The sequence below is a fragment of the Micromonospora sp. NBC_00821 genome, assembly GCF_036347035.1.
GTDB classification, from domain to species: domain Bacteria; phylum Actinomycetota; class Actinomycetes; order Mycobacteriales; family Micromonosporaceae; genus Micromonospora; species Micromonospora hortensis.
This window is the reverse complement of record NZ_CP108880.1, coordinates 307,384-331,556: the sequence shown is the minus strand read 5'-3', so window position 1 is coordinate 331,556 and position 24,173 is coordinate 307,384. Positions and strand designations below refer to the sequence as shown.

Annotated in this window: 23 protein-coding genes; 12 read left to right on the top strand and 11 right to left on the bottom strand. The window is 72.2% G+C overall.

What is annotated here, in order from left to right:
- Positions 1-74 precede the first annotated feature (74 nt).
- Complete coding sequence (locus tag OHB44_RS01560) at positions 75-698, bottom strand: phosphatase PAP2 family protein (protein ID WP_238685245.1); 624 nt, start codon at positions 696-698, stop codon at positions 75-77.
- A gap of 65 nt (positions 699-763) precedes the next feature.
- Positions 764-1,639, bottom strand: coding sequence for a hypothetical protein (locus tag OHB44_RS01555; RefSeq protein ID WP_330439433.1), 876 nt, complete (start codon positions 1,637-1,639; stop codon positions 764-766).
- A 524-nt stretch (positions 1,640-2,163) separates the two neighbouring features.
- Here OHB44_RS01555 and pdhA point away from each other — a divergent pair.
- The 7 genes from pdhA (at position 2,164) to OHB44_RS01520 (ending at position 11,702) form a co-directional block, all read left to right on the top strand.
- Entirely contained in the window at positions 2,164-3,339 is a 1,176-nt protein-coding gene (pdhA, locus tag OHB44_RS01550) for a pyruvate dehydrogenase (acetyl-transferring) E1 component subunit alpha (RefSeq protein ID WP_238685243.1), read from the top strand.
- Positions 3,339-4,328 (top strand): alpha-ketoacid dehydrogenase subunit beta, encoded by a 990-nt coding sequence (locus tag OHB44_RS01545; protein ID WP_238685242.1) that lies wholly within the window; start codon positions 3,339-3,341, stop codon positions 4,326-4,328. Before pdhA ends, OHB44_RS01545 begins: the two co-directional genes overlap by 1 nt.
- Complete coding sequence (locus tag OHB44_RS01540) at positions 4,325-5,779, top strand: dihydrolipoamide acetyltransferase family protein (protein ID WP_266304058.1); 1,455 nt, start codon at positions 4,325-4,327, stop codon at positions 5,777-5,779. The genes OHB44_RS01545 and OHB44_RS01540 overlap by 4 nt, the downstream gene beginning before the upstream one ends.
- 218 nt (positions 5,780-5,997) lie before the next feature.
- The gene (locus OHB44_RS01535) at positions 5,998-6,135 is read left to right on the top strand and encodes a hypothetical protein (RefSeq protein ID WP_165435866.1); all 138 of its coding nucleotides are present in this window, start codon (positions 5,998-6,000) and stop codon (positions 6,133-6,135) included.
- 343 nt (positions 6,136-6,478) lie between these two features.
- Positions 6,479-9,208: an LppU/SCO3897 family protein gene (locus OHB44_RS01530; RefSeq protein WP_330439432.1), complete on the top strand. Its 2,730-nt coding sequence runs from the start codon at positions 6,479-6,481 to the stop codon at positions 9,206-9,208.
- An 82-nt stretch (positions 9,209-9,290) separates the two neighbouring features.
- Positions 9,291-9,677 carry a hypothetical protein gene (locus tag OHB44_RS01525; RefSeq protein ID WP_238685239.1) on the top strand — a complete coding sequence of 129 codons (387 nt, stop codon included), beginning with the start codon at positions 9,291-9,293 and terminating at the stop codon, positions 9,675-9,677.
- 186 nt (positions 9,678-9,863) lie between these two features.
- Positions 9,864-11,702, top strand: a complete 1,839-nt coding sequence (locus OHB44_RS01520; protein ID WP_330439431.1) for an NHL domain-containing thioredoxin family protein — start codon at positions 9,864-9,866, stop codon at positions 11,700-11,702.
- 33 nt (positions 11,703-11,735) lie between these two features.
- Here the strand turns inward: OHB44_RS01520 and OHB44_RS01515 are convergent, their stop codons facing one another.
- From OHB44_RS01515 to OHB44_RS01505, 3 genes are read right to left on the bottom strand one after another with little or no spacing between them, the layout of a single operon-like run.
- Positions 11,736-12,485, bottom strand: coding sequence for a LamB/YcsF family protein (locus tag OHB44_RS01515; protein WP_238685227.1), 750 nt, complete (start codon positions 12,483-12,485; stop codon positions 11,736-11,738).
- Entirely contained in the window at positions 12,469-13,431 is a 963-nt protein-coding gene (locus OHB44_RS01510; protein ID WP_442932679.1) for a biotin-dependent carboxyltransferase family protein, read from the bottom strand. The genes OHB44_RS01515 and OHB44_RS01510 overlap by 17 nt, the downstream gene beginning before the upstream one ends.
- Positions 13,329-14,186 (bottom strand): 5-oxoprolinase subunit B family protein, encoded by an 858-nt coding sequence (locus tag OHB44_RS01505; protein ID WP_330439429.1) that lies wholly within the window; start codon positions 14,184-14,186, stop codon positions 13,329-13,331. Before OHB44_RS01505 ends, OHB44_RS01510 begins: the two co-directional genes overlap by 103 nt.
- 107 nt (positions 14,187-14,293) lie before the next feature.
- Between OHB44_RS01505 and trhA the strand changes: the two genes are divergently transcribed.
- Positions 14,294-14,971, top strand: a complete 678-nt coding sequence (trhA, locus tag OHB44_RS01500; RefSeq protein ID WP_112601190.1) for a PAQR family membrane homeostasis protein TrhA — start codon at positions 14,294-14,296, stop codon at positions 14,969-14,971.
- A 555-nt stretch (positions 14,972-15,526) separates the two neighbouring features.
- On the opposite strand, the gene OHB44_RS01495 is transcribed toward trhA, so the two are convergent.
- On the bottom strand, positions 15,527-15,814 hold the full coding sequence (locus OHB44_RS01495; protein WP_238685224.1) for a DUF6458 family protein: 288 nt from the start codon (positions 15,812-15,814) through the stop codon (positions 15,527-15,529).
- Between the two features lie 103 nt (positions 15,815-15,917).
- Here OHB44_RS01495 and OHB44_RS01490 point away from each other — a divergent pair, with 103 nt between their 5' ends.
- Entirely contained in the window at positions 15,918-16,457 is a 540-nt protein-coding gene (locus tag OHB44_RS01490) for a SixA phosphatase family protein (protein ID WP_330439428.1), read from the top strand.
- Between the two features lie 50 nt (positions 16,458-16,507).
- Here the strand turns inward: OHB44_RS01490 and OHB44_RS01485 are convergent, their stop codons facing one another.
- From OHB44_RS01485 to OHB44_RS01470, 4 genes are all read right to left on the bottom strand, one after another.
- Positions 16,508-16,777: a DUF6458 family protein gene (locus OHB44_RS01485; RefSeq protein WP_030487564.1), complete on the bottom strand. Its 270-nt coding sequence runs from the start codon at positions 16,775-16,777 to the stop codon at positions 16,508-16,510.
- A 195-nt stretch (positions 16,778-16,972) separates the two neighbouring features.
- Positions 16,973-18,829, bottom strand: a complete 1,857-nt coding sequence (locus OHB44_RS01480) for an acyl-CoA dehydrogenase (protein WP_330439427.1) — start codon at positions 18,827-18,829, stop codon at positions 16,973-16,975.
- Between the two features lie 129 nt (positions 18,830-18,958).
- Positions 18,959-20,083 carry a PP2C family protein-serine/threonine phosphatase gene (locus OHB44_RS01475; protein WP_330441166.1) on the bottom strand — a complete coding sequence of 375 codons (1,125 nt, stop codon included), beginning with the start codon at positions 20,081-20,083 and terminating at the stop codon, positions 18,959-18,961.
- A gap of 104 nt (positions 20,084-20,187) precedes the next feature.
- Positions 20,188-20,823 (bottom strand): septal ring lytic transglycosylase RlpA family protein, encoded by a 636-nt coding sequence (locus OHB44_RS01470; protein WP_238685221.1) that lies wholly within the window; start codon positions 20,821-20,823, stop codon positions 20,188-20,190.
- 187 nt (positions 20,824-21,010) lie between these two features.
- On the opposite strand from OHB44_RS01470, the gene OHB44_RS01465 reads away from it, so the two are divergent.
- From OHB44_RS01465 to OHB44_RS01455, 3 genes are read left to right on the top strand one after another with little or no spacing between them, the layout of a single operon-like run.
- On the top strand, positions 21,011-21,562 hold the full coding sequence (locus OHB44_RS01465) for a phosphoribosyltransferase family protein (protein ID WP_330439426.1): 552 nt from the start codon (positions 21,011-21,013) through the stop codon (positions 21,560-21,562).
- Positions 21,563-21,595: 33 nt separating this feature from the next.
- Positions 21,596-22,642 (top strand): questin oxidase family protein, encoded by a 1,047-nt coding sequence (locus OHB44_RS01460; protein WP_330439425.1) that lies wholly within the window; start codon positions 21,596-21,598, stop codon positions 22,640-22,642.
- Between the two features lie 57 nt (positions 22,643-22,699).
- A complete protein-coding gene (locus OHB44_RS01455) occupies positions 22,700-23,131 on the top strand; it encodes an ASCH domain-containing protein (protein ID WP_112700111.1) in 432 nt (143 codons plus the stop codon).
- Positions 23,132-23,163: 32 nt separating this feature from the next.
- Here OHB44_RS01455 and OHB44_RS01450 read toward each other — a convergent pair whose 3' ends face one another.
- A complete protein-coding gene (locus OHB44_RS01450) occupies positions 23,164-24,072 on the bottom strand; it encodes an LLM class flavin-dependent oxidoreductase (RefSeq protein ID WP_330439424.1) in 909 nt (302 codons plus the stop codon).
- Positions 24,073-24,173 lie beyond the last annotated feature (101 nt).

The window sequence follows — 24,173 nt, the reverse complement described above, 5'->3', positions numbered from 1 at the left end:
GCCGACATCGCCCGCCAGGGCCGAGCGGCACCGCCCACCAGGGCCGACCGGAACGCCGCCGGCCCCTGGTCGGGCTAGCGCAGCGGGCCGAAGATCACCGCGGCGATCAGGGCACCGAGGGCACCTCCGGTCAGCACCTGCGCCACAGTGTGGTCTCTCAGCCGTACCCGGGACCAGCCGACCACCGCCAGCAGCGGTGCGGCGACGATCAGCCGGGTCCCGAAGGTCAGCATCAGGATGACCAGCGTGCCCGCGGCCACCGCCGAGTGGATCGACATCTTCCACCAGTGGCTGACCGACACGGCGACGACGAGGCCGACGAGGCCGGACACCGCCAGTGCCAGCACCGGGCGGGGCGCGCCGAGCACGGCGAGCAGGGCGAGCCCCGCCGCGACCGAGCCGAGGCCGACCAGCAGCGGTGCCCGGCGCTGCTCCCGGCGGCCGACGTGGTGGTCGGTGAGCCGGCCACGGCGTACCCCGCCGACGATGTAGGCGAACGGGATGCCGGTGACGAACAGAGTGGCGAGCAGACCCCAGACGAGGCCCTGACCGGGGCGGCTGGCGCTGTGCCAACTCACCGTGATGATCAGCAGCGACACGAGCACCGCCGGGGCGGTCACCTCGGTGACCAGCCGGGCGATCCGCAGCCCCGGGCCGGGCCGGATGGTGACCGGGCGGGGTTCCGCACCGCCGCCCACGCCACCCCCTCCGGTACGCGCCTACCGCCGCATGCCGCCGTCGCCGGACGAGCCGCGCCTGATCGTCACCGTACCTTCGGCGACACCGCACCGTAGGTCGGTCCGGCCAGTGGCGCCGGGCTGACGCTTTGCGTCGAGGCGACGGCCGACGGCGAAGGGATCGCCGGGCTGGGTCGGCGGGTCGGTACCGCGGGCGGCGTGGGCGTGGGGGCCGGGACGGACCGGGTGCTGGTCGGCACGGCGGTCGCTGTCGCGTCGTCGGTAGGCGTGGGTGTCGGCCCCAGCGTCGGGTCCAGTGTGGGCGTCGGGTCCACCGTCAGGGTCGGGGTCGGATCGGGGTCGGCCGAGCCGGTCGGGTCCGGGTCCGGCGAGTCGGTGGGGTCCGGGTCCGGCGAGTCGGTCGGGTCGGGGTCGGTCGGGTCCGGGTCCGGCGGATCGGTCGGGTCGGGGCCGGTCGACGGCGGCGGAACGACGGGTGGGGGTGCCGGCGGCGAGGTGCTCCGCGTGGGTCTCGGTGCCACCGGCGGGGCTGTCGTCCAGCGGGCGGGCCCGGGATCGGCGGCGGGCCCCTCCCGTGGACGCGACGGGGCGGCCGGCAGCCAACCGCTGGTCGGGTCGACGCTGGGCGTGCCGAGCGGGGGAAGCGGTGGTTGGCTGGTCATCGGCATGGGAATCACCACCGGCCCGACGGACGGGGTCGGCATGAACGGGGTGCTGCTGTCCGGTAGGGCGGTGCTGCCCGGGGTGGCCGAGCCCGCGCTGATCGCGGCGAGGATGGGCATCGACGCTGTGCCGGCCAGCAGCGCGACGGTGAGCAGGTAACCGCGGGAGGGGCCACCGGCGCCGGGGGCCCGGTGGACACCGACCATCCGGCGGTAGCCGCCGGCCGACCGATGCCGGCCAAGCGCTGGTATGCCGGGACCGTCACCTGGCTCGAACACCGCACACCCCTAGTCGTCGGCCGTCGGTGGACATGAATGGACGCCGTCGTGGGTAAAAACCCGACAAATAACCCGATAGGCGCGATCCTGCGGTAATCAGCCTCGCGCAGTCACAGTGGGTCAGCCAACCTCCACCGCGTGTCGACACGCGGTGCTGCCCGAACGGTGACGAATCGTGCCGCAACGCATGGGAAACGCGGGCCGGCATGATGACGACAAAGGGTGTCAAATCATGGGCGGTCGGATTGCGGAGGCAGGCGTACTGTGGGCGCGCTCACCTGCTCTGCGAATATGGAGCACGACGGCAACGCAGCCGTGACCTCCGCGCACCCTCGCGGCAGGCGCGGTTGAGCGCCGGCGCTCCCGATCCGGGTTCGGCCAGAACCCGGATCACGCCGTGCGGCAACCCCCACCGGGGCTAGGCGCGGCCGCCAGGAACCGGTCCGGCAGCAGCCGGGCAGGCGCACGAGTTGCGCGGCCGGGTGACCCCCCGGTGCCGACGCAGACACGACAGGGAGAGACCGATGGCAAAGGGCGACCCCGGGGGCACCACCCGCAGCAAGCGGGCTGCACCCCGCTCCAGGAAGGGCGCGACCGGCGACCCCGCGCTGGTGCAGCTACTCACCCCCGAAGGCGAGCGGATCGACAGCGCCACCGGGCCGGACGGCACCGAGTACCGCGTCGACTTCACCGACGAGGAATACCGCGGTCTCTACCGGGATCTGGTGCTGGTCCGGAAGCTGGACGCCGAGGCGACCGCTCTTCAGCGCCAGGGCGAGCTGGGCCTGTGGGCCAGCCTGCTCGGCCAGGAAGCCGCGCAGGTCGGCTCCGGGCGGGCGCTGCGCACCCAGGACATGGCCTTCCCGACCTACCGGGAGCACGGCGTCCTCTACTGCCGGGGCATCGACCCGATCATGCCGCTCGGCCTGTTCCGTGGCGTCGACCAGGGCGGCTGGGACCCGAACGAGTTCAAGTTCAACATGTACACGATCGTCATCGGCGCGCAGACCCTGCACGCGACCGGCTACGCGATGGGGATCACCATCGACGGCAAGACCGGCACCGACGACGGCGAGGCGGCGATCGCCTACTTCGGCGACGGCGCCACCAGCCAGGGCGACGTGAACGAGGCGTTCGTCTGGGCCAGCGTGTTCAACGCGCCGCTGGTCTTCTTCTGCCAGAACAACCAGTACGCGATCTCCGAGCCGCTGGAGCGGCAGACCCGTGTCCCGCTCTACCAGCGGGCCGCCGGCTTCGGCTTCCCCGGCGTACGGGTGGACGGCAACGACGTGCTCGCCACGTACGCGGTCACCCGCACCGCGCTGGACAACGCCCGCCTCGGACAGGGCCCGAGCCTGATCGAGGCGTACACCTACCGGATGGGCGCGCACACCACCTCCGACGACCCGACCCGCTACCGCATCGCCAGCGAGGTCGAGGCGTGGCAGGCCAAGGACCCGATCGCCCGGGTCAAGGCCTTCCTCGAGAAGCAGCAGATCGCCGACGCGGGCTTCTTCGCCGAGGTCGACGAGCAGGCCCGCCGCGAGTCGGTGCACCTGCGCGAGCGGGTCCTGGAGATGCCGGACCCGGAGCCGGTGACGATGTTCGACCACGTCTACCCCAACGGGTCGCCGCTGCTCGACGAGCAGCGCGCGAAGTTCAGCCGCTACATGGAGTCGTTCGAGGGGAGCGCCCACTGATGGCCACGGAGACGCTCACCATCGGCAAGGCCCTCAACACCGGTCTGCGCCGCGCCCTGGAGAACGACCCCAAGGTCATCATCATGGGCGAGGACGTCGGCAAGCTCGGCGGCGTCTTCCGGATCACCGACGGTCTTCAGAAGGACTTCGGCGACCAGCGGGTGATCGACACCCCGTTGGCCGAGTCCGGCATCATCGGCACCGCTGTCGGTCTGGCCATCCGCGGCTACCGGCCGGTCTGCGAGATCCAGTTCGACGGCTTCGTCTACCCCGCGTACGACCAGATCGTGTCGCAGGTGGCGAAGATGCACTACCGCTCGGGCGGCAGGCTCAGCATCCCCATGGTGATCCGGATCCCGTTCGGCGGCGGCATCGGCGCTGTCGAGCACCACTCCGAGTCGCCGGAGGCATACTTCGCGCACACCGCCGGCCTGAAGGTGGTGACCTGCTCCAACCCGCAGGACGCGTACGTGATGATCCAGCAGGCCATCGCCTCGGACGACCCGATCGTCTTCCTGGAGCCCAAGCGGCGCTACTGGGAGAAGGGCCAGGTCGACCTGGACGCGCCGCTGTCCGCCGCGTACCCCCTGCACTCGGCGCGGGTCGTGCGGCCCGGCACCGACGTCACCGTGCTGGCCTACGGCCCGATGGTGCGGACCTGCCTGGAGGCGGCGACCGCCGCCGCCGAGGACGGCCGGGAGTTGGAGGTCATCGACCTGCGCTCGCTCTCGCCGCTGGACCTGACCGCGGCGTACGAGTCGGTGAAGCGCACTGGCCGTGCGGTGGTGGTGCACGAGGCGCCGTCCAACATCGGCCTCGGCGCCGAGTTGGCCGCCCGGATCACCGAGGAGTGCTTCTACTCCCTGGAGTCGCCAGTACTACGGGTGACCGGCTTCGACACCCCCTACCCGGCCGCCCGGGTGGAGGAGGAGTACCTGCCCGACCTCGACCGGGTGCTCGACGCCGTCGACCGCACCTTCGGCTGGTGAGCGACATGTCCCGGATCAAGACGTTCAACCTGCCTGACCTGGGCGAGGGGCTGACCGAGGGCGAGATCCTGGCCTGGCTGGTCAAGGTAGGCGACACCATCGAGCTGAACCAGCCGATCGTCGAGGTGGAGACGGCGAAGGCGGCCGTGGAGATCCCGGCGAAGTGGGCCGGTCAGGTCCAGGCGATCCACCACCCGGAGGGCACCACTGTCGAGGTCGGTACGCCGATCATCGCGATCGACACCGACCCGGGTGCCGGGCCGCTGGACGCGCCGTCGACCACTGCCACGCCCAGCGCTGACCTGCCCACCCCGTCGGCGGCCTCGCTGGCGGCGGTCGAGGTGGCACCGGCCGAGGGCATGGTCGAGCCCGGCCTCATCGGTGGTGCGGCCCCGGGTGGGCGGACGGCGGTGCTGGTCGGCTACGGCCCGCGTACCACCGCCGCGAAGCGCCGCCCCCGCAAGGGCGCGGTCCCGGCGCAGGCCGTGGCGGCTCCCGCACCGGCGGCGCCGACTCCGCCACCGGTGGTCGCGCCGGCCCAGAACGGGCGGGCCGCGACGGCGACCGGCGGGGTGCTGGCCAAGCCGCCGGTGCGCAAGCTCGCGAAGGATCTCGGGGTCGACCTCGGCACGTTGACCGGGTCGGGGCCGCTCGGCTCGATCACCCGGGAGGACGTCCAGCAGGCGGCGAGCGGCGCGAGTGTGGTGGTTGCCGAGCCGATCGCGGCGACGACCGCGCCCAGCTTCGGCGCGGACCGGGAGCAGCGCATCCCGGTCAAGGGCGTCCGCAAGCTGACCGCCGAGAACATGTCCCGCTCGGCGTTCACCGCCCCGCACGTGACGGAGTTCCTGACCGTCGACGTGACCCGGGCGATGAAGGCCCTGGACCGGCTGCGCGGCCGACGGGAGTGGCGCGACGTACGGGTCTCGCCGCTGCTGCTGGTGGCGAAGGCGGTGCTGCTGGCGGTGCAACGGCACCCGATGGTCAACTCGACCTGGGCGGGCGACGAGATCGTGGTCAAGGAGTACGTCAACCTCGGCATCGCGGCGGCCACCGAACGCGGCCTGATCGTGCCCAATGTCAAGGACGCCGGCCGACTCTCGCTGCGGGAGTTGGCGGACGCGCTGACCGACCTGGTGCAGACGGCGAAGTCCGGCCGCACCTCGCCGGCGGCCATGTCCGGCGGCACGCTGACCATCACCAACGTCGGCGTGTTCGGGGTGGACACCGGCACACCGATCCTGCCGCCGGGTGAGTCCGCGATCCTGGCCTTCGGCGCGGTGCGGGAGATGCCCTGGGTGCACAAGGGCAAGGTCAAGGTTCGCCAGGTCACCACGCTGGGGCTGAGCTTCGACCACCGGATCGTCGACGGTGAGCTGGGCTCGAAGTTCCTGCGGGACATCGGCGACTTCCTCACGGATCCGGAGGCGGCCCTGCTCGCCTGGACCTGATCGCTTCGAACGCCAGCCACGGCCGGTGTGCCACGGGTTAACGCCCGGCACACCGGCCGTGTCCGTTGGGCAACGGAACCGTCGGCCAGATGGCCTGTTGACCTTTGATTGTTAGGCAGGTGTCTCAGCTCACCTAATAATCGATGGAAGTTCGCCGGCTTCTGCTGTTGAATAGAGGCATCAGGGGCTGACAACCGAATAGCTAGGGGGACCCACCAATGAGCATGATCGAGCGAATCCGCAACCACCGCGACGCGACCCGCCGCGCCCGTGCCATCGAGCACGCGCTGCGCTCGGCGAACTCGCCGGCGGTTCGCGAGGAGATCCTCGTCATCGCCCAGCGTCACATGAGCTGACGCTCCACGACATTCCTCACCTCCTCCAGATCGATGGCCCACCCGGCCCACCGGGTGGGCCATCGGCGTTTCCGAACCACCACCACCGGGATTCCGCCCTGCCGCAGCGCCCGGTACGGTGGGCTTCGGTCGCCGCCCGCCGACCCGGCAGAGGCCGAGCCGACAGAAACTGCTCGACATCAACCGGCGACGGTGAGTGACGACCAGTGCTCCTTGGACGTGTCGTGCCACCACCCGATACCGTGCGGGGAGCCGGCACAGCGGTACGCCGGTGACGCCGGCAGCCACGCCGAGGAGACCGATCGGCACCGGCGAGCCGACATGTGATGGAGGAGGCGCACCCATGACGTCCGAGGGCCCGCACCGACCCGGCCAAGAGCCGGACGAGGTGTCGCCGGGCGCCGGCGGACCGGCGCCGTACGGCGACCGCCCGGCGCAGCCGGACAACGGCCAGAACGCCGCCGGCCCCGACCTGGGCTGGGCACCCCCGCCCCCGACACGGCCCCACCCGTCGGTGCCGGCATGGGCGGCCCAGCCCGAGCAGCCGGCGGCCCCCGCCTGGGGTGCCGCAGCCGCTCCGCAACCCAACGACCCGGCGCAGCCCGCCTGGGCCGCCGGTGGTGGCGCGAGCGAGCCGCCGCAGCAGCAGCCCGGCACGTGGCCCGGCAACGACGGTGCGCCAGCGCCGGCACAGCCCGACCCCTGGGCCGCGCAACAGCAGGGCTGGACGCCGGCCGAGCAGAGCGCTCCCGCACCGACCTGGACCCCGAACGCCCCCGCTGAGCAGCCGGACTGGGCTCAGGCCCAGCCTGCCGCACGGGGCGCCGCGCAGGTTCCCCCGGCCACCGCGGCCTGGCCCGCCCAGGAGGACCCGGCCAGCGGCTGGGGCGGCGCGGCGCAGGCCAACCCGCCCGCAGCAGACTGGCGAGCGGCCGAGTCTCCGCAATCCGAGGCACCGCAGGCCGCCGGCTGGTCCGGCGGCGCCCAGCAGGACCAGGCCACTGGCAACGGCGGCTGGCCCGCCGGTGCCGCCCGCGACGACCAGCCGGTGTGGACGCCGGCGGAGCAGTCGCCACCGACCTGGGGCCAGCCCGCCGAAGCGACCGAGCAGCCCGCCCCCGGCTGGGGTCAGGCCGCCCAGCCGAGCCCGGCCCGTGGCGCCGCCCAGGTCCCGGCTCCGACAACGAACTGGCCCGCGCAGGACGATCCGGCCAACTCCGGCGGGTGGGCCGCGCAGCAGCAGCAGGCGCAGCCCGCCGGGTGGAACGACGGCAGCGACGCACGGCAGGACCAGTCCGCGCAGCCGGCCGCCTGGGGCGAGGCCGAAGGCCGTCCGCAGCAGCCCGACTGGGTGCTCTCCCAACCGGAGCAGCCGACCGAGCGGCCGGAGCAGGCGGCGTGGACCCCGGCGGAGCCGACCAACCTCCCCGCCCGTGCCAGCGCCAGCGTGCCCACCAGCGGCGGCGCGCCCAACTGGGCCACCGGCCCGGACAACGCCGCCCAGGGCAACTCCGGCGGCGTGTCGGAGGTCGAGCCGTGGGCACCCGGTGAGGTGTGGGGTCGCGCGGAGGCCGAGGCTTCCGCCCAGTCCCGTGGAGGCTGGGAGGCGGACCGGGGCGACGAGGCACCGGCCTATCGGCCTGGGCCCGCGCCGGGCATCTCGCCGGCGAACGCGGTGCCGCTGCCCCCGCAGGAGCAGCGCGTCCCGGGTGCCAGCCTGGCTGCCGCCCCGCCGGCCGACTACGCGCCCCAGGCCCAGTTCGCTCCGATCCCCGAGCAGCCCGCCTACGCCGAGCGGGAGACCCCGGACGCCGCCGCGCAGTACGGTGGCCGCACCGAGGACGCCTCTGCGAGCGGCGCCGTGGTGCCCGCCCCGCGTACCTCTCCGGAGTCCGGAGCGGGCCGCGCGGTCGTACCGGTGTCGGACGCCGAATCGGCAGCCGGGGCAGCCGCCCGCGCCACGGCGAGCGCTTCGGTGCCGCTGGCCAGCCGGGTGATGCCCCCGACCGACCAGGCGATCCGACCGACCGGCACGGCCAACCCGCAACCCCGGGTGTACGGCCGTCCGGCGCGACCGGAGCCGGAGGCCGAGCCGGAGCCGGAGGCGTTCCAGGGCGACTCGGGCGCGGACCGCCAGGGTGCTCCGGAGTGGCAGAACGACGCGCCACGGCAGGCCACGCCCGACTGGCAGCACGAGGGGCAGCGTCAGATCGCTCCCGACTGGCAGAACGACGCGCAGCGGCAGCAGTCCCCACCCGATTGGCAGAACGACGCGCAGCGGCAGGCTGGACCCGGCTGGGGCGGCGAGTCCCCGGCCGATCCGCGCTTCGACGACCGGCAGGCCGCAGCGAACTCATTCAACGAGGCCCCGCCGGCACCGCCGGCGTTCCCGCCCGGTGTGCCGTCCTTCGTCGACGCCCCGGGCAACAACAGGCCGGTGAACGGCACCCGCCCGCACTCCGGTGCCGAGCCGCCGGCGGACCAGTTCGGCGGCCCCGGGTCGCCTGCCGCCGGTGCTGCCACTGTGAACGGGGCGGCGACCTTCGGTGCGCCGAACTTCGGTGGCCCGGGCACCGGCGCGCCGGGCTTCGGTGGGCCGGCGACCGAACCGGCGCCGGGCGGCGGCTTCCCGTCGTTCCCGCCACCGCCGCAGCCCGCGCCGTCCTGGGGCCAGGAGACCGGCCAGGCGGACCAGGGTCGGTTCGACTCGTTCAAGCCGGACGCCGACGAGCCGAAGGTGGAGCCACCGACGCCGAAGGTGCGCAACGGCCGGGTGCTGGCCGCGGTGCTGATCGCCGCGATGCTCATCCTGGCGGTGCCGCTCGGCCTGCTGCTGCTGCTCGGCAAGGTCGGCGGGGACGACACGCCGTCCTTCGACCCGGCGGTCGGCACCTGCGTGAAGCAGTCCGGGCAGGGCGGCGCCTCGGCGGCGGACTGCGGCGAGGCGGGCGCGTTCACGATCGTCTCGAAGGTGGACGCCAAGGAGAAGTGCACCGACACGACGCAGCCCCACGTGGTGCTGCCGGGTGAGGGCACCAACCGGGTGCTCTGCCTGAAGCCGGCCACGAAGTAGCTCCACCGACGGCGGGGTCACGGGCAACCGTGGCTCCGCCGTCGTCGTACCCGGAGCCTCTTGCTTCAGGCACAATCCGGTCGTGCAACGCGAGTTGGCGGCGGCGCTGGAGCCGATCTTGTCCGATCTTGGGAAGCCTGACGGGGTGCAGCCCGATCTCCGCGATGAACCGTGGCGAGACGACCCACAGACCGCCAGCGCCTTCCTCTACGCTTCCGACGGTTCCGGCCGAGGGATCTCGATCGACCTCGGCCTACCCACAGCTACACAGATCGTCGCGCTCGCCGACCAGGTTCAGGACTGGGCGGTGGAGGCACTGTGGTCACTGGGTCGTGCCACCAACTGGCCGCCCTGTCCCCAGCATCCCGAGAGCCACCCCCTGACAGCGGTGGTACGCGCCGACCGAGCGGTCTGGGCCTGTCCCACTCTTGGGACCGAGATCAGCGAGATCGGGAAGCTCGGCCACTGAGCAAGCTATTCGCAGCTCGGCCCGTCGATCTTGCAGCTTCGGTCGTTCTTTTGCACCAAATGCGCCCTAGGTCGGGACAGAAAGTGCAAGATCGCGTAGGTCACCGCAGCGAAGGCGGCGCAGGCTAGGACGCTTGTCGTACGGGTCACGGCGGCTGGGCCCACGGGGCGTGGCAGGCTGACAGGCATGGGAACGACAGCGCGTGTACGCGCCCCCGAACTGCGTGGTCGGGGCTGGCTGAACACCGGTGGGCGCGAACTGAAGCTCGCCGACCTCCGCGGCAAGATCGTCATTGCCGATTTTTGGACGTTCTGCTGTATCAACTGCCTGCACGTGCTCGACGAGCTGCGCCCGCTGGAGGAGAAGTACGGCGACCTGCTCGTCGTGATCGGCGTGCACTCGCCGAAGTTCGAGCACGAGAAGGACGCCGACGCCCTCGCCGCCGCAGTGGAGCGGTACGGGGTGCACCACCCCGTACTCGACGATCCTGAGCTGGACATGTGGCAGCAGTACGCGGCCCGGGCCTGGCCGACCCTGTCGGTGATCGACCCCGAGGGTTACGTGGTGGCCACCATGGCCGGCGAGGGGCACGCCGAGGGGCTGGCCCGACTGATCGACGAGTTGGTCGCCACCCACGAGGCGAAGGGCACCCTGCACCGGGGGAACGGCCCGTACGTCCCGCCGCCGGCACCGGAGACCGCGCTGCGCTTCCCGGGTAAGGCGGTGCTGCTGCCCAACGGCAACCTGCTGGTCTCGGACTCGGCCCGGCACTCCCTGGTCGAGATCGACCCGGACGGCGAGACGCCGGTGCGTCGGATCGGCTCGGGCGAGCGCGGCCGGGCGGACGGGCCGGCCACCGCGGCGACGTTCTCCGAGCCGCAGGGGGTGTGCCTGCTGCCCACGCACATCGCCGAGGTGGCCGGCTACGACCTGGTGGTGGCCGACACTGTCAACCACCTGCTGCGCGGCGTACGGCTGGAGTCCGGCGAGGTGGTCACCGTGGCCGGCAGTGGGCGGCAGTGGCGCGCCGAGGTCGACGACCACGCCCACGACGCGTTCGCCGTCGACCTCTCGTCGCCGTGGGACCTGGCCTGGTACGACGACAAGCTGATCATGGCGATGGCCGGCATCCACCAGCTCTGGTGGTTCGACCCGATCAAGCGGACCGCCGGCATGTACGCCGGCACCACTGTCGAGGCGTTGCGCGACGGCCCGCTGGCCGAGGCGTGGATGGCCCAACCGTCGGGGCTCTCCGTCTCCGCGGACGGCACCCGGCTCTGGGTGGCCGACAGCGAGTCCAGCGCCGTCCGGTACGTCGAGAACGGTGTGCTGGGCACCGCCGTCGGGCAGGGCCTGTTCGACTTCGGGCACGTGGACGGCCCGGCGGAGTCGGCGCTGCTCCAGCACCCGCTGGGCGTGTGCGCGCTGCCGGACGGCTCGGTGCTGATCGCGGACACGTACAACGGCGCGGTGCGTCGCTTCGACCCTGCCAGCAACCAGGTCTCCACCGTCGCCGACGGGTTGGCGGAGCCGAGCGACCTGGTGCTCACCCCGTCCGGTGAGGTGCTGGTGGTGGAGTCCGCCGCGCATCGGTTGACCCGGCTCGCCCCCGGTGCCCTGTCGGCGGCGGGTGCCAGCACTGTGGACGGGCCCCGGCGCCGCACGGAGCGCAAGCCGACCGACGTCGCCGCCGGCGAGGTCACCCTGGACATCGTCTTCACCCCGGCGCCGGGGCAGAAGCTGGACGAGACGTACGGGCCGTCGACCCGGCTGGTGGTCTCCGCGTCCCCGCCGGAACTGCTGGTGGACGGTGCCGGCACGGGCACCGAACTGTCCCGCCGGTTGGTGCTCAACGGCGAGGTCACCGCAGGGGTGCTTCAGGTGACCGCGCAGGCGGCGACCTGTGACGCGGACGTCGAGCACGCGGCGTGCCACCTGACCCGGCAGGACTGGGGCGTACCGGTCCGGGTGGTCGACGGCGCGGTGACCCGGCTGCCGCTGGTGCTTCGCGGCCTGGACGCCTGACGCGATCGGAGGGGCCCAACTGGGCCCCTCCGGTCAGGCGAACGGGGCCAGCGTGATGTCGGCGTCGATCAGGGTGGCGCGGACGAGTTCGGCTGCGGAAACCGCGCCCGGGGTGTCACCGTGCACGCAGATCGAGTCGACCGAGCACGGGATGACTGTGCCGTCGACCGCCACCACGCTGCGTTCGGTGGCCATCCGCGCCGCCCGTTCGGCGATCTGCTCGGGATCGGTGATCACCGCGCCGGGGGTGCCGCGCGGCACCAGCGCCCCGTTGGGCAGGTAGGCGCGGTCGGCGAACGCCTCGGCAACCACCGGCAGGCCCGCGCCCACGGCGAGTTGGGCGAGCGTCGAGCCGGGAAGGCAGAGTACGGGCAGCTCGGGGTCGTAGCCGCTGACGGCGGCGACCACCGCTGCCGCCTGGGACTCGTCGGTGCTGGCCGCGTGGTAGAGCGCCCCGTGCGGCTTGAGGTAGCGGACCCGGGTGCGGAACAACCGGCAGAACGCGTCCAGCGCCCCCAACTGGTAGGTCACCTCGTCGCGTAGCTCGGCGAAGTCGTACGCGATGTGCCGCCGGCCGAAGCCGGCCAGATCCCGGTAGCCGACCTGCGCGCCCACCGCGACCCCGCGCCGCGCGGCGCCCTCGCAGACCCGCCGCATGGTGGACGGGTCGCCGCCGTGGAAGCCGCAGGCGACGTTTGCGGAGGTGACGAGGCTCAGCAGCGCCTCGTCGTCGCCGAGTCGCCAGATGCCGAATCCCTCGCCCAGGTCAGCGTTGAGGTCCATGGAATCTGACGGTAGTACCTGGCCGGGCCTGCGCGAGCGGGGTCACGTCGGTGACCACCCCGATGACTGGGTATCCACCGGTGGTCGGGTGGTCCGCGAGGAAGATCAGGGGTTGTCCGTCCGCCGGCACCTGCACCGCGCCGAGCACGATGCCCTCGCTGGGGAGTTCGCCGGCCACCGCGCGGGGCAGCGCCGCGCCGGCGAGCCGCGCGCCGACCCGGTTGCTCACCGGGCTGATGGTGTACGCGCTGCCGAAGAGCCGGTCGAACGCGGTCGGCGTGAACCAGTCCTCGCGAGGACCGGGGACCAACGTCAGGTGCAGCTCCTCAGGCGGCGTGGGGCACACGGTCAGGTCCACCGGTGCGGGGGTGCCGACCGGGTCACCGAGCGGCAGCAGGTCACCGTCCCGTAGCCGGGGCGGTCCCAGCCCGGAGAGGGTGTCGGTGGCCCGGCTACCGAGCACTAGCGACACGTCGATGCCGCCCGCCACCGCCAGCCAACTCCGTACACCCCGCAGGGCGGGACCGATCCGCAGCACCGTCCCCGCCGGCACTGTGAGCGGGCGTCCGGTGTCACCGGGTCGGACACCCGCCTGGACGGCGACCTCGGCGCCGGTCACAGCCACCGTCGCCGCCCGGGTCAGCCGCACTGTGCAACCGGTCAGGGTGATCTCCAGGCCGGCCGCCTGCTCCGGATTGCCTACCAGTCGGTTGGCCAACCGCAGGGCACCCGGGTCGAGGGCACCGGACCGCGGTACGCCCAGGTGCGCCCAACCCGGCCGGCCCAGGTCCTGCACTGTGGTGAGCGCACCGGCGCGGAGCACCTCGATGGCGGCCGGGTGGGTCACGCCGCCACCATCCGGACCGTTGTGCCCGGACCGAGTCGGGCCGGCGGGTCGGCGGCCACGTCGAACAGCACCAGGTCGGTCCGACCGACCAGCAGCCAGCCGCCCGGGGAAGCGCCCGGGTAGATGCCGGCGTACGGGCCGGCCAACGCGACCGAGCCGGCCGGCACCCGGGGACGGGGCGTGGCCAGCCGGGGCAGCGCCAACTCGGTGGGCAGCCCGGTCAGGTAGGGGAATCCGGGGGCGAATCCGCAGAAGGCCACCCGGAACCGGGTGCTGGCCAACCGGTGCCGCACTGCCGGCACGTCCACGCCCCAGTGCTCCGCCACCGCTGGCAGGTCCGGCCCGTCGAAGATGACCGGTACGTCCACGTCCGCCGCGCCGTCGGCTCCGTCTCCGGTCGTGGCGCTGTGGGCGTGGGCATGGGCGTCGGCTTTGGCGTGGGCTTCGGCTTTGGCGTGGTCTTCGGCTTTGGCGTGGGCTTTGCCGTGGGCGTTGCCGTCGACGTTGCCGTCGACGTCGGCGTCGGCGTCGGCGTCGGCGTCGGCGTCGGCGTCGGCGTCGGCGTCGGCGTCGGCCTGATTGGGGCGGATGGTCGCGGTGGTGACGGCGGGCGCCCATCGGGTCAGCTGCTCGGCCGTGGTGGTCGGGTCGGGCAGGCCGTCGAGCAGGACTGTCCGGGCCGCCGGCACGATCTCCACGGCGATCAGGTCGCCCCGCTCCCGACGCCGCCACAGCTCGGCCCGCCACGCTTCGACAAACACGGCTTCCGGGATGTCGGCCGCGGCTTCGGGGGTGTCGGCGGGGGTGGTGCAGTCGAGTAGCAGGGCGTGCGCCCCGACGGGCCGGATCCGCATTCGCTCATCCTCGCCGATGTCGAGCCGATCCGGTGTTCACGTTGACGGTGCCAGGTGTCACCAACGCCACTACTTACAAGTAACCTACGGTGCCGTAACCTGACTGGGTGACCACCTCCGCCCCGCTTCGCCTGAAGCCGGTCGACATCGGTAAGCCCCGGATGCGCGGCTGGCTACACACGTACGCCTTCTTCGTCGCCGTGGTCTGCGGCATCGTGCTCTGCTCGATCGCCGCGACCCGGCCGGGGTGGGCACCCCTGGTGAGCTGCCTCATCTACAGCCTGACGGTCTGCGGGCTCTTCGGCACGAGCGCGCTGTACCACCGTCGTGTGTGGTCAGAGCGCGGCTACCAGGTGATGCGCCGGATGGACCACTCGATGATCTTCGTGTTCATCGCCGGCACGTACACACCGCTCTGCGCGATGCTGCTCGCCCCCCGGCCGGCCACCGTGATGCTGGCCCTGGTCTGGGGCGGCGCGCTGGCCGGCGTGGCGGTCAAGGTGATCTGGCCGCATGCGCCGCGCTGGGTGTCCGCGCCGCTCTACCTGGCGCTGGGCTGGGTGGCGGTCGCCATGCTGCCGGAGATCCTGCACGGGGGCGGCGTCGCAGCGCTGGTGCTGCTGATCGTCGGAGGCGCGATCTACAGCGTCGGCGCGGTCTTCTACGCGTTGCGCCGACCCAACCCGTGGCCGACCGTCTTCGGCCACCATGAGTTCTTCCACGCCTGCACGCTGCTGGCGGCGCTCTGTCACCACATCGCGATCTACTTCGCGCTGTTCGCCTGACCCGAACGGCCACGACGCAGGCGCGACCCGAACGGCCACGACGCAGGCGCGACCCGAACGGCCACGACGCAGGCGCGACCCGAACGGCCACGACGCAGGCGCGGCCCAAACGGCCGGTGCACAGGCGGCCCAGCGAACGCAGCCCGGCATAAACGCACCCTGGCGCGAACGCAGCCCGACCTCCTGGTCCCGGCAGCGCCGCTCGGCGCGAACGCAACGGCGGCGGCCGCCATGATCGTGCTCGATCAAGGATGTAGTGGCCTCCCTGGCACCCGAGAGCCCTATTTCCTGGATCGAGCGCGATCTTCGGCCGATCACCGCTCCCGGGCGGGCCCCGGCATCGGGCCCGCCCTCAAGATCCGCGCAACATCGGGGAAACTGCTGCCTCGCCGCACCCTCAGGCAGCAACTTCCCTGAAAGTGTGCGGATCTTGGCAGGGGTGGCGGGACGCCGGCGGTCCCGGCGCAGACGCGAACCGGGCGCAGACGCGAACCGGGCGCAGACGCGAGCCGGGGCCCCGCGACGCTGCGGGACCCCGGAGTGTGTGGGCGAGGATCAGACCGGTCGGCCCGGCCGACGCACCTCGCGGTACTCCTGCATGACCTGGTTGTCCTGGACCGGCACGACCCGGTCGGCCACCACGCGCTCCTCGCGAACCGGAGCGGCCACCACCGGGCGGCGGCGGCTGTTCCAGAAGTAGAGGGTGGTGAGCAGGCCGGCGACGCCGGCGAGCATCAGCACCCAGCCGACCACGGCCAGGTCCAGCCAGCCCAGGTCGGCCTCCACTGCGAATGCGAAGATCGCGCCTAATGCGATCAAGAAGATGCTGCCACCAATGCCCATGTCTCGCTCCTCGGCTCTAACGTCGCGCCGCGGCCGTCGGTAGGGGTGCGGCATCCATCGACTTACCCAGGCACGGAGATCGCCAATCGGGCAAGCTGGGGGCATGACGGACGTCGACCCCGACACACGGACTCTGGTGTTGCTGCGGCACGCGAAGGCCGAGCAGGGCAGCGACGCGACGGACGACGCGGAGCGGCCGCTGAGCGCACGCGGAAACGCCGACGCGGCTGCGGCTGGGGCCTGGTTGGCGCACCAAGGGCTGCTGCCCGACGTGGTGATCTGCTCGACGGCCCGACGCACCCGGCAGACCTGGCACGGGGTGGCGATGGGGATGACCGGTTCACCGCCGGAGGGCGGCCCGACCGGTCCTCGGCCAACCGTCCGTTATGAGCCGGGTGCGTACGATGCGCACCCCGAGGAGTTGTTGTCGCTGGTCCGCACTGTGGACCCGGCGGCTCGTACAGCGCTGGTCATTGCCCACAATCCGGGCATCTCACTGCTTTCGGCGCTCCTGGATCCCGAGGGAGTGGACGACGGGGGTTTGCGCACCGCCGAGCTGGCAGTGCACCAGGTCCCAGCCGCTTGGGCGGAAGTGAGTAGGGCGGGAGCGCCGCTCGCGGCTCGCCACACCGCGCGCGACTGAGCCACCCGCCGATCCGATCGGGTGGCTCAGGGGTACGCGTTGTGCGGGGATCAGGACGGCGGCGCCGTTGGTGGCGGCGGGTCCGGCGGTGGCGGCATCATCGCCGTCGGATGAGACAGCCGGTTCTCCTCCACGATGAGGGTTCGAGCCCGCTTGCGCCGGTCCTGCCAGAACCAGACAGTGGTCAGCAGTACGGCCAGCCCGGCCAGGATGAACACCCAGCCGACCGCGCGTACGTCGATCCACCAGACGTTGGCCCTCAGCGCGAAGGTCAGGATCGCGCCGATGGCGATGAGAAAAATGCCGCTTCCTACACCCATGTGCGCTGCACTCCCCCGTGCGGTGGCTCTGGGCGTTCCCTTTCGAGGTCACGCGACGGTTACCCGCCACGCCAGCGGCATACCCGACCGGGCTAGGCCAATACGTGCCGCCGCCGGGCGGAGACGGCGACGGCCGGCGGGGCAGAAGCCCCACCGGCCGTGGCAGGTGCCGGGTGGTGCGACCCAGCACAAGACCTAGAAGGCCTCCTCCGGGAGGTCCATGATGTCGAGGTCGGCACCCTCGATGATCCGCCGGTCGGCGCCGATGCGGGGCAGCACCTCACGGGCGAAGAAGCGGGCAGCGGCCACCTTGCCGGTGTAGAACGCCTTGTCGCTGGCGGAGACCTCGCCCGCGAGGGCCTTCAGTGCCACCTCGGCCTGCCGCTGGAGCAGCCAGCCGACCACCAGGTCGCCGATCGCCAGCAGGAACCGCCGGCTGCTCAGCCCGACCTTGTAGAGCGCGCGGGTGTCGCCGCCCTGCGCCTCGCCCAGCCAGCCGGTCAGCACGCCGAGGATGTTCTGGATCTCGGCCAGCGCCCTGCCCAGCGCCTGCCGCTCCTCCTTGAGCTGGCCGTTGCCCGCCTCGGAGGAGATGAACTCCTGGATCTCGCCGGAGACCGCGAGCAGCGCCTTGCCGTTGTCCCGAACGATCTTGCGGAAGATCAGGTCGAGGCTCTGGATGGCGGTGGTGCCCTCGTACAGGGTGTCGATCTTGGCGTCGCGGACGTACTGCTCCAGCGGGTAGTCCTGGAGGAACCCGGAGCCGCCGAAGGTCTGCAGGGCCTCGTGCCCGAGCATCTCGTACGCCCGCTCCGAACCGACGCCCTTGACCAGCGGCAGCAGCAGGTCGTTGACCCGCTTGGCCAGCTTGGTGGCCTTCTCGTCCCCGGCAGCCTCGGCCAGCGCGACCTTGTCCTGCCAGGTGGCGGTGTAGAGGACCAGAGCGCGAAGACCCTCGGCGTACGACTTCTGCAGCAGCAGCGAGCGGCGCACGTCCGGGTGGTGGGTGATGGTGACCCGGGGGGCGGTCTTGTCCGCCTGCTGGATCAGGTCGGCACCCTGCACGCGGTTCTTCGCGTACTCGAGGGCGTTGAGGTAGCCGGTGGAGAGGGTGGCGATGGCCTTGGTGCCGACCATCATCCGGGCGTACTCGATGATCATGAACATCTGCCGGATGCCGTCGTGCTTGTCGCCCAGCAGCCAGCCCTTGGCCGGTACGCCGTGCTCGCCGAAGGTCACCTCGCAGGTGTTGGAAACCTTCAGGCCCATCTTGTGCTCGACGTTCGTGGCGTAGACGCCGTTGCGCTCGCCAAGCTCGCCGGTGGTCTCGTCGAAGTGGAACTTCGGCACCACGAAGAGCGACAGGCCCTTCGTGCCGGGGCCACCGGCACCCTCCACGCCGACCGGACGCGCCAGCACGTAGTGCACGATGTTGTCGCTCAGGTCGTGCTCACCCGAGGTGATGAAGCGCTTCACGCCCTCGATGTGCCAGGTGCCGTCGGGCTGCTGGATCGCCCGGGTGCGCCCCGCGCCCACGTCCGAGCCGGCATCCGGCTCGGTGAGGACCATCGTGGAGCCCCACTGCTTGTCGATGAAGAGCCTGGCCCACTTCTTCTGCCGCTCGTTACCCTCGACGTGCAGTACGTGCGCGAAGGACGGGCCGGAGGCGTACATCCAGACCGGCGCGTTCGAGCCGAGCACCAGCTCGGCGAGCGCCCACCAGAGGGCGCGCGGCGCGTTGGTGCCGCCCAGCGCCGGCGGCAGGTCCAGGCGCCAGAACTCGGAGTCCATGAATGCCTGGTAGGACTTCTTGAACGACTCCGGCAGCGGCGCGGTGTGCGTCGCCGGGTCGAAGACCGGCGGATTGCGGTCACTGTCCGTGTAGCTGGCGGCCAGATCCTCGCGGGCGAGGCGGTCGACCTCAGCGAGGAAGCTGCGGGCGGTGTCGGTGTCGAGATCCGAGTACGGCTCCTGGCCGAACGCCCGGTCCGCCCCGAAGACCTCGAACAGGTTGAACTCGAGATCCCGGAGGTTGCTCTTGTAGTGGGTCATGCTCGCTGGCCCCGCTTCCGGACAGGTGTTACCGATCAGTAACCCCGACTGTATTACTCGCGGGTAGGCAGCGACAAGCGGATCACCCAAGTGACGGCGATTACACACCTGCGGGCGCTGTCGGCCGGCTCAGCTCTCGGCGGCGCCGACCTCCCAGCTCGGGACGGCTACGGCCGCGCCGGTACGGGCTCCCACGTACTCCATCAGGACCAGCGCGATGTCGTCGTCGAGCCGACCGTGCACCCACTCGACCAGGGCGGTCTCCAGCGATGCCAGCCCGTCGGCGACAGTGCCATGGCCGAGCAGTCGCCAGGCCCGGTCGGCGGTCGGGAAGAACTCGCCGTCCCGCCGCGCCTCGCCGAGACCGTCGGTGAACAGCAGCAGCCGGTCCCCGGGCTCCAGGCGTTCGACCCGGGGGCGGACCACCGGCATGAACCCGAGCGGAGGCGCCGGGGCCGGTGGTTCCAGTGGGATCACCGCACCCCGGCGTAGCAGCAGCGGTGGCGGATGCCCGCAGTTGACGATCGTGAGGGTGCCGCCACGCTCCTCGACCAGTGCCGCCGTGACGAAGTCCTCGTCGCCGACGTTGCGGGCCACCGCGCGGTCCAGGTCGGCGACGACGGCCCGCAGGTCGGCCCGCTCGTACGCCACGTGCCGGTAGGAACCGAGGACGATGCTGGCCAGCCGGACCGCGTCCAGGCCCTTGCCCCGCACGTCACCGATGATCATGCGGACGCCGTAGGGCGTGTCGATTGCCTCGTACAGGTCGCCGCCGATCTCGGCCGTCGCGGTGGAGGAGATGTAGCGTCCCGCGACCGAGAGCGTGCCGACCTGCGGCCCGAGCGGGCGCAACACCGCCTGCTGGGCCACCGAGGCGAGTTTGGTCAGCTCCACGATCCGCTCGGCCTGCCGCTGGCGAACCCAGGCCACCGCCACGGCCATCCCGGTGACGAGCGCGACCGCGACAACGCTGACCGAGGTGGCCAACGAGACCTTCGGCGCGATCAGCGCGAAACCGGCGCCGATCAGCGTCGCCGCGACGCCCACTCCCAGGACCACCAGCCAGGACGCCAGGGCGGCGGCGAGAACCGGCGCGGCCGCCAGGAGCGCGACGTAGTGCACCTTGCGGCCGTCCGCCGCCTCCACCGCCGAGACGATCGCGAGCAGAACGAGGGCCGCGCCGAGGCCGGCGCGGGATCCGGGGCTCAGCGGGCGACGGCCCGACTGGAGGAGTCGCGTGGGTACGAGGGACAGTTTGCCTGATCCACGTGAACCGGTGAATGAACCTGACCCGTCGTCCGAGGAGGTTCTGTCCGGCCGGCCCAGTCGGCCGGCCGAATCGGCGTCGCCGATCCCACTCAGCCGAGGACCTCGTAGCGGACGGTGAGCGCGCCCACGTCGACCGAGGCGATGCTGGCGAAGGCGGCCCGGGAGAGGTCCAGGCAGCGGCCGTCGATGAACGGGCCGCGGTCGTTGATCCGCACCGTCACCGACTTGCCGTTGGCCGGGTTGGTTACCCGGACCTTGGTGTTGAACGGCAGTGTCTTGTGCGCGGCGGTCAACGCGTCGGGGTTGAACGACTCGCCGTTGGCGGTGAGCTGCCCGTCGGAGTAGAACGAGGCGCCGCACGAGCCGCTGTCCAGCACCTTCGCCGCAGCCGTGGTCTTCTTGGCCGTCGGCTTCGGCTTCGGCGACGCGGTGCGCTCCTTGTTCCGAGAGGCGGCCTGCTGCGACCGGGTCGCCGACGGGCTGGCGGTCACGCTGGGCGAGGCGCTGACACTCGGGGTGACGGCCGGGGCGCTGGTGGGGGTGAGGCTGCTCGCGGCGGTGGTCGGGGTGAGGTCGAGAGCCACCTGCCCCGACTGGTCGGGGCCGGAGACCAACTGAACGGCACCTACAGTGCCTCCGACGGCGAGGGCGACGCCGACCGCCGCGGTGGCCACGATGCCCGCCGGGGAGGAGAAGATGCGGGTACGGGAGTGCTTGCCTGCCACCGGCCCGGTCCTTTCGTCGTCTGAACAAACCGGGTCGGACCGTAACGAGAGAAGCACTTCCGAAGTCAACGTGATCATGGTGCTATGACCGTATTTGCACAGGTACGTGTAGCCGATCATCCGACCCGGGATGGGCCGGGTGGCCCGGGTGCCGCCACGCCCACCCCCCGTGCCGCAGGATGAGCGGATGCCCGCCGATCTGACCGAACGCCTGGCCGCCCTGTTCCAGTGGATCGACCCCGGCCCGGACACCAGTCACCTGGTCAGCGACATCTCCGGTTGGTGGCGGGACCCGACGGTGCTGGCCGAGCTGGGGCCGGCCCTGGTGGCGCCGTACCGGGCCGCCCGGCCCACCGTGGTGCTCGCGCCGGCCGTCACCGGGCTGCTGCTCGGGCCGTTGGCCGCCACCGCCCTCGGGGTCGGCTTCGTGGCCGCCCACAAGCCCGGTGACGGGCGACTGCCGGCAGGGCCACTCACCTGGGCGCAGAGCCCACCGGACTACCGGGGCCGACGGGTCGACCTCGCCGTACGGGACCGACACCTCGGCCCCGACGACCGGGTGCTGGTGGTGGACGACTGGGTGCGCACCGGCGCGCAGCTACGCGCCCTCTACGACATCTGCGCCGCACGGGGCGCCGAGGTGCTCGGCACCGCGGTGGTGGCCGTGGACTGCCCGCCCGAGGTCGCTTCCGACCTACGGATCACCGGCCTGATCGACGCCACGGATCTGCCCGCTTGACCTGAAGCGAGGTTGAGCACCGACGATCGACGGATGAGTGACGGGATTCTCGACGAGGCGTACGAGCGGCTGCACCGCACCGGCCCCGAATATCAGGGCTGGCTGTCCAACCACGGGCCGATGGCCGTCGAGGCGTTGGTCCGACACGGGCACCCGCACCGGGTGCACCGTTGGCTCGACGACTACCTCGGCCGCCTCGACGAGGTGCCCCGAGGGCTGAACCCGATCGACGACTGGCGGTCAGCGCTGGGCGATCCGAGGCGCGCCGGTGACTGGCTGGCCTACTTCGACAGGCAACTGCGCGAACACCAGTGGCGTGCGGTGCTCGGCACCTGGTGGCCCCGGCTACTGCCGGGCATCGCCGCCGGCGCCACGCACGGTGTGATCCGGGTCGGGCACGCCGTACGCGCGCTCGACCCGGACGACGAGAACCGACAGCGGCTCACCGAGTTGGGTCAGGCCCTCGGCTACTGGGCGGCCCGTTGGCAGCCGATCCCCGGCACCGACCGGCTGTTCACCGGCGACCCGGACCAGCCGGGCGCCGACGACATCGACGTGGCGGCCGCGCTGGCCGGGCTGCCCCGGATCGACGACCAGACCGGCGGCGTCCGGGATCGGCTGGACCAGCTGCCGGGCGTACCCCGATGGGAGCCGGCACTCGCGACGCTGCGCCCCGCGCGGAGCCCGGCCGAGGCGGAGCGTGGGCTCACCACGCTGGTGCACCGGGCCGGCCTGGACTACCTGCGCTTCGGGCACGCAGCGCCGGTCATGCTGGTGCACGCGGTCACCGCGCCGACCGCCGTGCTGCGTACCCTGCCCGCACTCGACCGGGGTCTGTGGGCGCCGAGCTTCGCCGCGGCCTGGGCCGCGACGGCGGCCATGACCTCCGTGTACGCCCCGGCCACCGGCATCGCGCCCCCGACAGTGACCCCCGCGCCGCCGTCGGAGGTCTTCGCCCGCGCGGCCCGCCACGGCGACGAGCACGTGGTCAAGCTCGCCGACGCGATCCTCGACGCGTACGCGACGAGCGCTGACGAGCGGCTCCTCACCGCACCCGGCTACGCCGGCCAACTGATCTGAGCGGGGCGACGGGTATTGCGGCGGCGGCCCGGCCCGCGCTGGCCTAGCCTCGGCAGGATGTGGCCTCGGATCGGTGAACTACGCGCCCTCGCCCTCGGCACCCCCGGCGAGTTGCGGTCGACCCTCAACACTCTGGTGCTGGCGGGTGTGAAGACCGCGACGGCCGGCCGGCTCGCCGAGTACGCGGAAGAAGGCGAGGAGTTGGAGCACGTCGGCGAACGTCTGGCCCTTGTCGACGACGACAACGCACTGGCCGGCGTCGTGGAGATCACCGGAGTCGAGGTGGTCCGCTTCGCCGACGTGCCCTGGGACTTCGCCCACGCCGAGGGCGAGGGTGACCGCTCGATCGAGGAGTGGCGGGCCGGGCACTCGACCTACTGGGCGCGGCTCGGCACCCCGGTCGACGGCGACACCCCGATCGTCTGCCTGCGCTTCCGCCTGGTTTCCGGCGGCGAGGGCGGTGTGGCCAGCGGCGACCTCGGCACCTGACCGACCGCCCCAGCCGGCTCGGTGTGGCGGCCTCAGCCCTGTAGTAGTGGCAGCAACCGCGTCGCCACGTCCACCAGGATGGCCTCGTCACCGGCGTACCAACTGCTGGCGCGCGGCCAGTGCGTCACCACGTCGGTGAAGCCCAACTCGGCGGCCCGGCCGACCTGATCGGCGAAGAACTGTGCGCTGCTGAGCGAGAAGACCGGCGCCGCGTCCAGCGAGAGGTAGCGGTCCAGGCTGGCCGGGTCGCGGCCGGCCTCGTCCAGGGTCCGGTCCATCCGCGCGGACAGCGCCGACACACTGGCCCACCAACCCGCCAGGTCGTTGTCGTCACCGGTGCCGGTGGTCACCCAACCCTGCCCGAAGCGGGCCACCAACCGCATCGACCGTGGCCCGTTGGCGGCCACCACGAACGGCACCCGAGGCTGCTGCACGCAGCCGGGGTTGTTGCGGGCATCCACCGCGGCGAACCAGTCGCCACGCCAGGTGGTGCCGTCCTCCCGCAGGATCAGGTCCAACAACTCGGTGAACTCGGCGAACCGGTCGACCCGCTGACGCGGCGGCAGCGTCTCACCACCCAGCACCGCCGAGTCGAAGCCGATGCCGCCCGCGCCGAGGCCGAGCAGCAGCCGGCCGGCGGAGACGTCGTCCACAGTGGTGATCTGCCTGGCGAACGCGGCCGGGTGCCGGAAGTTCGGTGACGCCACGAGGGTGCCCAGTCGAATCCGCGAGGTCACCGTGGCGGCCGCGGTCAGCGTGGCCATCGAGTCGAACCACGGGCCGTCGACCAGGTCACGCCAACCCAGGTGGTCGTACGTCCAGGCGTGGTCGAAGCCCCACTCGTCGACCTGCCGCCAGCGACGCTGCGACTCCGCCCACCGCTGGTCCGGCAGGATCACGATGCCAATCCGCATGATCGCCACCCTAGTCGGGCCGAACATCCGCCCTCGGCATCACGCTTGCGAGGGTCGGGCTTCGTTGCGACAAACCCGTACTCTCCGGGGATGCCCACCGAAGGAACTGCTGCCCGCGTATCCCCGGG

Coding starts and splice junctions, on each gene's coding strand:
- OHB44_RS01455 (WP_112700111.1), top strand. CDS start 22,700: ATGTGGCCTCGGATCGGTGAACTACGCGCCCTCGCCCTCGGCACCCCC.
- OHB44_RS01530 (WP_330439432.1), top strand. CDS start 6,479: ATGACGTCCGAGGGCCCGCACCGACCCGGCCAAGAGCCGGACGAGGTG.
- OHB44_RS01505 (WP_330439429.1), bottom strand. CDS start 14,186: ATGCGGATCCGGCCCGTCGGGGCGCACGCCCTGCTACTCGACTGCACC.
- pdhA (WP_238685243.1), top strand. CDS start 2,164: ATGGCAAAGGGCGACCCCGGGGGCACCACCCGCAGCAAGCGGGCTGCA.
- OHB44_RS01545 (WP_238685242.1), top strand. CDS start 3,339: ATGGCCACGGAGACGCTCACCATCGGCAAGGCCCTCAACACCGGTCTG.
- OHB44_RS01450 (WP_330439424.1), bottom strand. CDS start 24,072: ATGTTCGGCCCGACTAGGGTGGCGATCATGCGGATTGGCATCGTGATC.
- OHB44_RS01515 (WP_238685227.1), bottom strand. CDS start 12,485: ATGGACCTCAACGCTGACCTGGGCGAGGGATTCGGCATCTGGCGACTC.
- OHB44_RS01480 (WP_330439427.1), bottom strand. CDS start 18,829: ATGACCCACTACAAGAGCAACCTCCGGGATCTCGAGTTCAACCTGTTC.
- OHB44_RS01460 (WP_330439425.1), top strand. CDS start 21,596: ATGAGTGACGGGATTCTCGACGAGGCGTACGAGCGGCTGCACCGCACC.
- OHB44_RS01495 (WP_238685224.1), bottom strand. CDS start 15,814: ATGGGCATTGGTGGCAGCATCTTCTTGATCGCATTAGGCGCGATCTTC.
- OHB44_RS01465 (WP_330439426.1), top strand. CDS start 21,011: ATGCCCGCCGATCTGACCGAACGCCTGGCCGCCCTGTTCCAGTGGATC.
- OHB44_RS01490 (WP_330439428.1), top strand. CDS start 15,918: ATGACGGACGTCGACCCCGACACACGGACTCTGGTGTTGCTGCGGCAC.
- OHB44_RS01535 (WP_165435866.1), top strand. CDS start 5,998: ATGAGCATGATCGAGCGAATCCGCAACCACCGCGACGCGACCCGCCGC.
- OHB44_RS01485 (WP_030487564.1), bottom strand. CDS start 16,777: ATGGGTGTAGGAAGCGGCATTTTTCTCATCGCCATCGGCGCGATCCTG.
- OHB44_RS01520 (WP_330439431.1), top strand. CDS start 9,864: ATGGGAACGACAGCGCGTGTACGCGCCCCCGAACTGCGTGGTCGGGGC.